Raw genomic sequence first — 9936 nt, forward strand, 5'->3', positions numbered from 1 at the left:
TTATGACAAAATTAACTACTGACCATGTAATTTATAATTTTTCGAATATGCTAAAGTTTGATTTTTCATTATCTGATAAAAATATAATTTATTCAATATATACGACGCTAAAGAATGAAAATAAAAAAGTTGCATTTTTTGGCAGAGATAAGCTATGTCGTTACATGTTAAATACATGCTCAGAATTTGGCTCGCTTATAGAGTATATATTAGAAGTGGATGAACACGAGTATCTTTTTAATACAGAGTTTTTTAATATAAATGTTATTGATATTAATCAAATACCTAAAGATATAGATATTATATTTGACACATTTAACGATAGAAGTATAAATAAGTATAACCTAAATGTAAAAATATTTTCACTTAATGATGTTGACAAGGAATTAATTCCTGGGCACTCAAGTTTTTATAATATACGTGAAATATATCCTGACATTGCGCCATTGGAAGAAAGTTTTTTTAGATTTGTTCCCAATCTATCTTTAATGTATGATAATTCTTCATCAGATATATTTCAACTTAACACTATTTTTAATTACTTAAATAACAATAATATAAAGATATTGCGTGCTGATGAGCAACTATCAACATATGTTAAAAACTTTAATCAAACTATTTACAAAATAGAAGATATAAACGATAATGATCATGTTTTTATATTAGCCACCGATATTGACACTATATTAAAAACAAAAAAAGAGTTAAATAAAAAGTTTCATACTATTGAAATTGAGACATATGATATTTTAAGCGAAATAGATTTTACAGCTATTGCAAAAACTGCATGGCTTCCATACATTGAGCATATATATCCATTTAATATTCCAGAAATAACTTTAGAAAAAAATCTTGATTTTTTACTGCTTGATTTACCCGCTAAAAAAGATGGAAGTATGCCGAATGGTCTAGCTTACCTGCACAATAAACTAAAAACAATACCCGAGATTACTTTTCAAACTGTAGACTATGATGTTGTCTTATATCATGAGTACCATCAAAGACGTATCTTAAATGGAACAACAGAATATAAACTTAAAAATGGCTATATTCTACCTGAGAACATGTGGCTAGAAGCAAATGCTTTTGAATGGGACAAAGAAGAAACTATGGAATTCTTTGCAGATGAAATAGAAAATATAAGCCTAGATATTATCAAGGCTTCACCAAAAAGCATAGGTTTTTCTCTTCACTTTAGCAACATTCTTTTTTCCAAAAAAGTGTTACAGCGAGTCAAACAAGACTTACCAGATATAGTCTGCATCGTAGGTGGTATGAACTGCACAAACCATACTATGGGCAGATTAATATTTGAAGAAGCTGATTATATGGTTATAGGTGAAGGAGAGTTAACAACTTGTGAATTACTAAAGGCTCTAAAGCGTTCTGAAATGCCTAAAGATATGGATGGAATTATATCTAGATATGATTCAGTAGATAGAATTTGGACCCCTGCTCCATTAGAAGCAAATTTAGATTCACTTGAGTTTCCACAATATGATTGGTTTCATGACGTAAGTATATATACACGTTTTAATGGCTATAAACCAGCACAAGTTGTAACAAGTAGAGGATGTCACTGGGCTAAATGTACATTTTGTGCAGAATGTTTTGTATGGCGTCAACATAGCGCTATTAGAGTTGTTGATGAGATAGAGTGGTTGTATGGTCATGGCTTCTATCATTTTTCATTTAATGAGAGTGATTTTAACGGTGACCCAGATAAAATAGCTGATATGTGTAGAGAAATCATAAAACGAGGTCTTAAAATTACTATGATTGGTCAGCTTCGTATTGATCATAGAAATAATGTTGAATTTATGACACTAATGCGAAAAGCTGGTTTTACCATTATTCGCTTTGGAGTAGATGGTTGGTCAAAGCAGTCTCTTAGAGTTCAAAAAAAAGGCTATCCAAAAAAAATGATTACTCAAAATCTTGTTGCCTGCAAGGAAGCTGGAATAGTTACTGAGACAAATATGGTTATTGGTGTACCTGGAGAAAGAGAAGAAGATATACTAGAGACTATAGAATTTGCACTACAACACAAAAAATACATCCACCAAATGGCCTTTATTCATTCACTTATGCTTCTTGCTGGAAGTCAATACTACGATAACCCAGAAAATTTCAATATTAAATTTTTTGAAGATAAATACGAAATATATAAAAAGTACCCTCATTTTGTGCCAAACGATTTATGGTACAGCGAGAAGCCATTTATTGATGAAAAAATGCGAATTGAGAGGTTCCAAAAAGTATGTGTAGCACTCTTAGAAGGTGGTATGCGTATTGGTTCACGTCCTAAATTAATTGCAGAAGGAATTATAAAAGGAAGAACAATCGAGGATATAACCCAAGGTAAAAGTGTAACAAATGATACATAACAAAATTTTATCAGAGATAGCACCTTTCAAATCATCTTTTTTTGAAAAAAGAGTATATTGGGTTACTGGTGCTGGGACTGGATATGGTAAAGTTATTGCACAAGCCTTAGCTTTTTTGGGTGCAAATGTCATTATAAGTTCTAGACGAAAAACAGCTTTGCAAGAATGCAAACAAGATATAAATCTAAATAATTTAGATATCTTAGTATGTGATATTACAAATAATAACTCCATAGACTATGCAATTGAATATATAAAAAATAATTATGGCAAGTGTGATGGCATAATTCATTCAGCAGCTTTACCACCAGATGACACTAAAACATACCCTCTTTTAGACAGTAGCTTTGATGAGTTGTTGAGCATACTGCACACAAATACATTAGCACCTTGGTATATTAGTAAAACAATTATTGATAAAAATATATATGCTGAATCTTTTCGTACTATTTTTATAAGTTCAGAAGCAGGATTTTCATGTAAAACATTGAGCTCAGGTATATATAACCTTTCTAAAACAGCTTTAAATTCAATGGCTAGTTCATTGGCGCTTGAGATTGAAGCAAAATATAAAAATGAAGACATACAATTTAATACACTAGTGGCTGACGTCGCACTAAGCGAAATGAATCCAAACTCAGATACTTCACCAACAATAATAATAAATATGGTGCTAAAACTGCTTACACAGCCCAAAGGTAAGCCAAATGGAATGTTTTTTCACTCCAATGGCGAAAACCTGTATTTTTTAAATAGAGATAAACATGAGAGGATATTATGATTTGGATTGATATATTAGAACCAAAGTATTCAATGTTTTTTATAGAACTTATACCTATACTAGAATCTAAAGGTTATAAGTATGTAATTACAACAAGGCACAATGAGAGCTACAAAGAATCAAGCGAGTTGTTAACACTACATGGGATTAAACATCATAATATTGGTGGCTATGGCGATACTCTTGAAGAAAAGTTCACTACAAGAATGCAACGACAACAAGGTTTTTTAGATTTATTTAAGGAGATTGGATACCCTAAAGTATTACTTTGTGGGGCTAGTGTAGATGCTATACAATGCGCCTCAGCCATTGGAATAAAATCAGTCAATTTTGCAGATACTCCACTTAGAAACCATCAGTTTAACTATGATGATATTACAGTAGTTTCTAAGCTTACCTTTCCATTGTCTGATCTTCTTTTCCATCCATTTGTTGTACCAGCAGATATCTACAATAAGATTGGAGTTGATAACAAAAAAATTATAAGCTATGATTTTATAGATGTATGTTTATGGATGAAAAAAATCACTAAAGAATCAAAAAATGATTTTAGAAAAAAATATAATTTAGATAGTTCAAAATACACTATTTTATGTCGTGAAGAGGAATTTAAAGCTAACTATGTAAATGAAAAACTTCCCGTAATCTATGAGCTTATTGATAAGATTTTAAATATTATGGATGTAAATATTGTAATTATGCCAAGATATGAGAGTACGCATCTATATGAACTATTTTCAGACCGTGTTACAGTGTTAGAAAAGAAACTAAAACCTGAAGAATTTTATCCTTTCATCGATATGTTAATTGGTGGAGGAGGTACTATGAACTTGGAAGCTGGATATATGGGTATTCCTGTAATATCTACACGCTCATTTTTACTATTTCATGATAAATATCTAATAGATAATAAAATTATTAAATGGAGTAACTCTTCGACAGAAGCTCTTGAATTTGTACAAGAGTTATTAGGTAAGAAACAAGACAATAAACACTTTTTTTGCAAAAGTGACTGTAGTTTTGAGAAAATATTTAACATAATAGAGGATAAATTTTTATGAAAGTAGCACAATTAGGTTATGGTTACTGGGGTACAAATATAGCTAAGGCACTTTTTAACACAAAAGATATTGAAGTGCATAGTATTTTTGATTTGGACAAAAAACGCCTCAAAGAGGCACAGAAACTTCATGAATTTACAGCATATCAAACTGTAGACGAGCTTTTAAAGAGTGATATTGAAGCTGTTTTTATATCCACTCCATTAGCTACACACTATCCACTAATTAAGCAGTCGCTATTAGCAGGTAAACATATATTTGTAGAAAAACCTTTTGCACAGAATATTGAACAGACAAAAGAGCTTATAGATTTAGCAAAAGAGAAAAATAAAATTATTTTTTCAGATCATATCTTTTTATATTCAAATGCCGTCCAGTATATAAAAGAGCATATTCACACTATAGGAAAAGTCATACATATAAGTTCAAAACGCCAAAATCTAGGTCTATTTAGAGATTATGATGGTGCTATTGATGACTTGGCCGTACATGATCTTTATATATTAGAATATCTTTTAGATGGCATCTCTATTGATAATCTATATGTAAACACAACAAAATATAAAAACTTTTCTAACGATAACGAAGCAATGGCTACCATCTTATTTACTTGTGGTGAAACTACTATAAATATAGATGTTTCATGGTTCCACCCTAAAAAGATTAGAGAGATTACAATTATTGGTGAAGATAAAACCATTATCTATAATGATTTAGCTAAAGATCAGATAGAAGTTATTAGTAGTGGCAAGTTTGTACAGGAAAAAGACACTGATGACGCTCTTTACAACCAAAATATAAGTTGCCCTGAAATATATATAGAACGTCCTGAAATCACAAGTTCGATGTCTCTTAATAATGCTATTGAACACTTTGTAATGTCAGTTAAAGAGAATAAAGAACCTCTCTCTGGAAAAGAGTCAATTTTAAAACTCGCATACAACCTTCAAATAATTAAAAAGGCTATTAATGATTAAGTTTTTAGATTTAAATAAACAATATCACTCTATAAAAAGTGATATAGATAGCGCCATAAGTAATGTTATCCAAAGTACTGCTTTTATTGGCGGTAAACATGTAGAAAATTTTGAAAAGAACTTTTCTGAATTTCAAGAGATTAAACATACTATTGGAGTGGGCAGTGGCACAAATGCACTAGAACTTGCTATTTGGGCGCTTGGCTTAGAGAAGGGAAGTGAAATTATTGTTCCTGCCAATAGTTATATAGCAACAAGTGAAAGCGTAACACACAATGGATGCAAGGTTGTTTTTGCAGATGTAGGAGATGATTACCTTATCAATGCAGAAACAATACAAGAAGTACTTACAGCCAATACTAAAGCTATTATCCCTGTTCACCTTTATGGTCAAGCTTGTGATATGGATTCTATTTTGGAGTTATCATATAAACATAATCTTAAAATTATTGAAGATTGTGCACAAGCACACGGAGCAAAATATAATGGTAAAAAAGTAGGAAGCTTTGGAGATTTAGCTATTTTTAGTTTCTACCCAGGTAAAAATTTAGGTGCTTACGGTGACGGGGGTGCAGTTTGTACAAACTCTGATATATTGGCTCAAAACATTAGACTTTATGCAAATCATGGAAGTAAAACAAAATATCATCATGAGATAGAAGGTGTAAACTCTCGTTTAGATGGACTTCAAGCAGCTGTATTAAATGTGAAATTACCTCATTTGTCATCGTGGTTAGAAAAACGAAATTCAGTAGCTAGCTATTATCTAGAAAATATCGACAATAATAAAATCATTCTTCCAAAAGTACACTCGAACATATATCACTCATGGCACCTTTTTGTTGTTCGGGTGGATAAACCTCAAGAACTAATGGAATATTTGAATAAAAATGAAATTCAAAGTGGAATACACTACCCTATAGCCTTACCAAAACTTGAAGCTTACAATTATATAACTCAAGATACTTCAGATTTTTTTGCATGCATAAGTGATGTTCACTTATTGTCATTACCGATGGGTGAGCATTTAGAAAAGTTCGAGATTGAGAAAATTGTTAAAACTTTAAATGAGTTCTAACATGACTAAATATGAAGTTTCCATAAGAGATATTGTACATGGCAAAAACCTAACAGTTGTAGAGCCTGTAAATATGTATGAGTGTTTTTTAGAAGATAATTGTTTTGTTGGTCCATTTTGTGAAATACAAAAAGGGGTTAAAATAGGTAGTGAAACTAGAATTCAATCGCACACATTTATATGTGAACTTGTACAAATTGGTCATAAATGTTTTATTGGCCATGGGGTTATGTTTATAAATGATTTATTTAAGAATGGAGCACCATCGACAAGTTCTAATGATTGGATAAGAACTAATATAGGAGATAATGTATCTATTGGTTCCAATGCTACAATCCTACCTGTAAGAATATGCTCAAATGTCGTAATTGGTGCAGGAAGTGTAGTAACAAAAGATATTACAAAGCCTGGTATATATGCAGGCAACCCTGCTAAGTTTATACGAGAAATATTAGAATAAGAGAGATAATTATGAAAGTAGCTTTAATAGGATATGGATATTGGGGTATTAACTTAGCTAAAGCTATTGATAATACAGTTGGTTACGAGTTAATTAATATCTTCGATGAACATGCAGATAGAGTCAGTGAAGCTAAAAAATTATATGATTTTGAAATAAAAAATTCTCTTGATGAAGTCTTATCCAGCAATATAGATGCAGTATTTATAGCAACTCCGCCAGCCACTCACTATGACATAGCCAAACAAGCATTAGAAGCGAACAAACATATTTTTGTAGAAAAACCTTTTACATTAAATCTTGACGATGCGTATAAGCTTATAAACTTAGCAGAAAAAAAGAATCTAAAGTACATGGTAGATCATATATTTTTATATAGCGAACCAATAAAATATTTAAAACAAAATTTAGATAAATTTGGAGATATCGTATACATAAATGCAAGACGTATAAATTTAGGTCTTTTTCAATATTCTACTGATGTTATATGGGATTTAGCCGTTCATGACTTAGCTATTATAGATTACTTAGTCGGTTTAGATATAGAAAAAGTAAGTGTATTTAAAAGAAAGTATAAAGATTTTCCGAATGAAGCCATAGCTTCTATTAATATGGAACTAAAAAATGGTGTTGTGGTAAGCGTAGATGTTTCCTGGTTATCCCCCGTAAAAGTCAGAGAGATGATCATAGGCGGAACTAATATGAGTGCAGTATATGATGATACAAAAAGTTCACAAATAGAGATATATGATGCAGGAATAGTTCTAGAAAAAGATTTAACAAAAAATGAACTTTATCAACACATGGTACAATATAAATATGCTGATTCAAGTAGCCCAGAGCTTCCAGATAGACAATCCTTGAATAATGCAGTTGAACATTTTAAAGAGTATGTTGAAAATGATTGTGAACCTATTACCAGCAAGCAATCTATTATAAATGTTATAAAAGCACTAGAAATAATTTCAAAGGTATAATAGTAAATGATAGACATCAATACTTTAATTACAACAAACTTCAAAGAAAATACTTCTTATTTAGAATCTTATCATCCAAAACTATTTGATAAAATTGTAGCTATTGAGAAGGCTATTGAGAACAATCACTATCAAGAAAAATATGAACTTGTATATGAAAATGGTAATTTTGATGTTTTGGAAAAAGCAACTGAAACCCTGCTTTATAATAAAGATAGTCAAAAACATGCTGACTTAGCAGTGAAAAGTATAAACTTTGAAAATGATAATAGCCTTTTTGAAACCTTTCATAAAAGGGTTGTGTCAGATGATGACGTAAAGCTTTATGAAGACAAAGAACCTTTTATGAATCATCTGAGTGGATTTGCACCTATAATCAACCATATACAAAAGAATTATTCTATAAATGATGGTCTTGAGAGAATTGAAAAGTTTATCTTCTTTGGTTCAGGTCTTGGTCTTCATATAAATAAAATAGATAAAAAGCTTTCATCTAAAGTTTATTTGATTGTAGAAGATGACTTAGAACTGTTTAGACTCTCTTTGTTTACAATAAACTATAAAGAACTTTCCAAAAAATCTGAACTTATTTTTTCTATTTTTGAAGACAAAGATGAATTTTCCAATACAGTCGAAAGATTTTTAACAACAAAATACTTTTACAATCATTATATAAAATATTTCCATATGCTCAATCATAATTTATCAAAACAAGATCAGATGCATTTAGAAATTGTATCTCAGCCTCATCTAACATTTTACTATCATAGCATGTTAAAACACTATGTAAAACCGTTTGAATACCTGTTTGATGATTATAACTTTTTAAACAAAAGCTTAACATTTTCAGATAAGGTTCTAAGAGATAAACCTTTTTTATTTTTAGCAGCCGGACCTTCACTTCAAAAAAATATAGCGTGGCTAAAGAACAATTATAAAAACTTTATAATTGTAGCTATTGGTGCCACTTTGCCTTTTTTAGAAAAAGAGGGAATATCTCCAAATATCATTGTTCAATTGGATGGACATCTTGAATCTATTAAACATTTCAAAGCAGTTAAATCTTTGGATTTCATATCAGAATCAATATATATATTTTCAGACAAGGTGCCAAAAGAAATTACCAATTTACTTTCTAAAAAACAGTTATTTTTATTTGAACACTCTACAAAATATAGAGAAAAATCATTGAGACCCGTTGCGCCGTGTGTAGGTTCTACAGGTCTTCAACTTCTTATACTTCTAAGAGTAAAGCAAATATATATTCTTGGTCTAGATATGGCTATAGACCAAGAGACAGGAAAAACACATGTGGATACTCACGTAAGAGTATCAAATATCGACATAGAAGAAAATATAGAGGATAAAGACAATAAAGATTACACTAAAAGTCTTATTAAAGTTAATGGCAATATGTCTGAGTTTACTTATACTACCCCCCACTTTATGTCATCTATAAATATAGTTAATCACTCTTTGGAGTTTATAAAACAAGAAAATCAAAGTGTCATAAACTTGGGTGACGGAATAAAATTTAACAATACAATATCAATGCGTAGTGACAAACTAGATTGTAGTATCGAAATCTCTAGAGAAAAGATACAAAAACATATACAAAAAATCTGTATAAGAAATTCATCTAATAAATTAACAAGTAGTGAATTAAAAACTATAAATGACAAGCATAATCATGCAAAAAGTATTAAAATATTATTAGATGAGTACAAAAATACACAAAGTAAATCTAATAAGCAATATTTAGAAAATCTGATAAAATTTTCTGATGTAATTACCAATCAACAAAGCACTGCCAAATATGAGTTAAGTCTAATATATAATTCTTACCTTAGATACATTTTGCCTTACATATTCAACTACCTTGACAATAAGCTTGTAAATAATGACGCATATATGGATATAAATAAACTATTGATAGATCATATGATTAAAATAGTAAATTATTATTGTGAGAGTCTAAGTGTATATATAGATAAGTAAAGAGTTCAAATTCTTTACTCATCTACTTTAGTAGATAAAATGGTTAGATTATTGTAGTAATTTTAAAACATTTTGTTGAACAGCATTAGCTTGACTCATAGCATATGAACCAGACTGAGCTAAAATATTGTGTTTTGCAAAGTTTGCACTCTCTGCCGCAAAGTCAACATCACGAAGCTGAGATTCAGCAGCAGCAACATTTACCTGAGTTACAGAG

Annotated in this window: 9 protein-coding genes; 8 read left to right on the forward strand and 1 reads right to left on the reverse strand. The window is 30.3% G+C overall.

The annotated features are described in order from the left end of the window. Positions 1-2 precede the first annotated feature (2 nt). From ABZC13_RS09525 to ABZC13_RS09560, 8 genes are read left to right on the forward strand one after another with little or no spacing between them, the layout of a single operon-like run. Positions 3-2387, forward strand: coding sequence for a radical SAM protein (locus tag ABZC13_RS09525; protein ID WP_373002798.1), 2385 nt, complete (start codon positions 3-5; stop codon positions 2385-2387). Continuing rightward, positions 2377-3168 carry an SDR family oxidoreductase gene (locus tag ABZC13_RS09530; protein WP_373002800.1) on the forward strand — a complete coding sequence of 264 codons (792 nt, stop codon included), beginning with the start codon at positions 2377-2379 and terminating at the stop codon, positions 3166-3168. The genes ABZC13_RS09525 and ABZC13_RS09530 overlap by 11 nt, the downstream gene beginning before the upstream one ends. Next, on the forward strand, positions 3165-4229 hold the full coding sequence (locus tag ABZC13_RS09535; protein ID WP_373002802.1) for a DUF354 domain-containing protein: 1065 nt from the start codon (positions 3165-3167) through the stop codon (positions 4227-4229). The genes ABZC13_RS09530 and ABZC13_RS09535 overlap by 4 nt, the downstream gene beginning before the upstream one ends. Continuing rightward, the gene (locus ABZC13_RS09540) at positions 4226-5206 is read left to right on the forward strand and encodes a Gfo/Idh/MocA family protein (protein ID WP_373002804.1); all 981 of its coding nucleotides are present in this window, start codon (positions 4226-4228) and stop codon (positions 5204-5206) included. The genes ABZC13_RS09535 and ABZC13_RS09540 overlap by 4 nt, the downstream gene beginning before the upstream one ends. Then, on the forward strand, positions 5199-6284 hold the full coding sequence (locus ABZC13_RS09545) for a DegT/DnrJ/EryC1/StrS family aminotransferase (protein WP_373002806.1): 1086 nt from the start codon (positions 5199-5201) through the stop codon (positions 6282-6284). The genes ABZC13_RS09540 and ABZC13_RS09545 overlap by 8 nt, the downstream gene beginning before the upstream one ends. Position 6285: 1 nt before the next feature. After that, complete coding sequence (locus ABZC13_RS09550) at positions 6286-6744, forward strand: acyltransferase (protein ID WP_373002808.1); 459 nt, start codon at positions 6286-6288, stop codon at positions 6742-6744. A gap of 11 nt (positions 6745-6755) precedes the next feature. Continuing rightward, the gene (locus ABZC13_RS09555) at positions 6756-7721 is read left to right on the forward strand and encodes a Gfo/Idh/MocA family protein (RefSeq protein ID WP_373002810.1); all 966 of its coding nucleotides are present in this window, start codon (positions 6756-6758) and stop codon (positions 7719-7721) included. Between the two features lie 6 nt (positions 7722-7727). Continuing rightward, positions 7728-9719: a 6-hydroxymethylpterin diphosphokinase MptE-like protein gene (locus tag ABZC13_RS09560; RefSeq protein ID WP_373002812.1), complete on the forward strand. Its 1992-nt coding sequence runs from the start codon at positions 7728-7730 to the stop codon at positions 9717-9719. Positions 9720-9767: 48 nt separating this feature from the next. Here ABZC13_RS09560 and ABZC13_RS09565 read toward each other — a convergent pair. Continuing rightward, the coding region (locus ABZC13_RS09565) for a flagellin (protein WP_373002820.1) at positions 9768-9936 on the reverse strand (169 nt) is incomplete at its 5' end.

The organism is Sulfurimonas sp. (assembly GCF_041563035.1).
Lineage (GTDB): Bacteria > Campylobacterota > Campylobacteria > Campylobacterales > Sulfurimonadaceae > Sulfurimonas.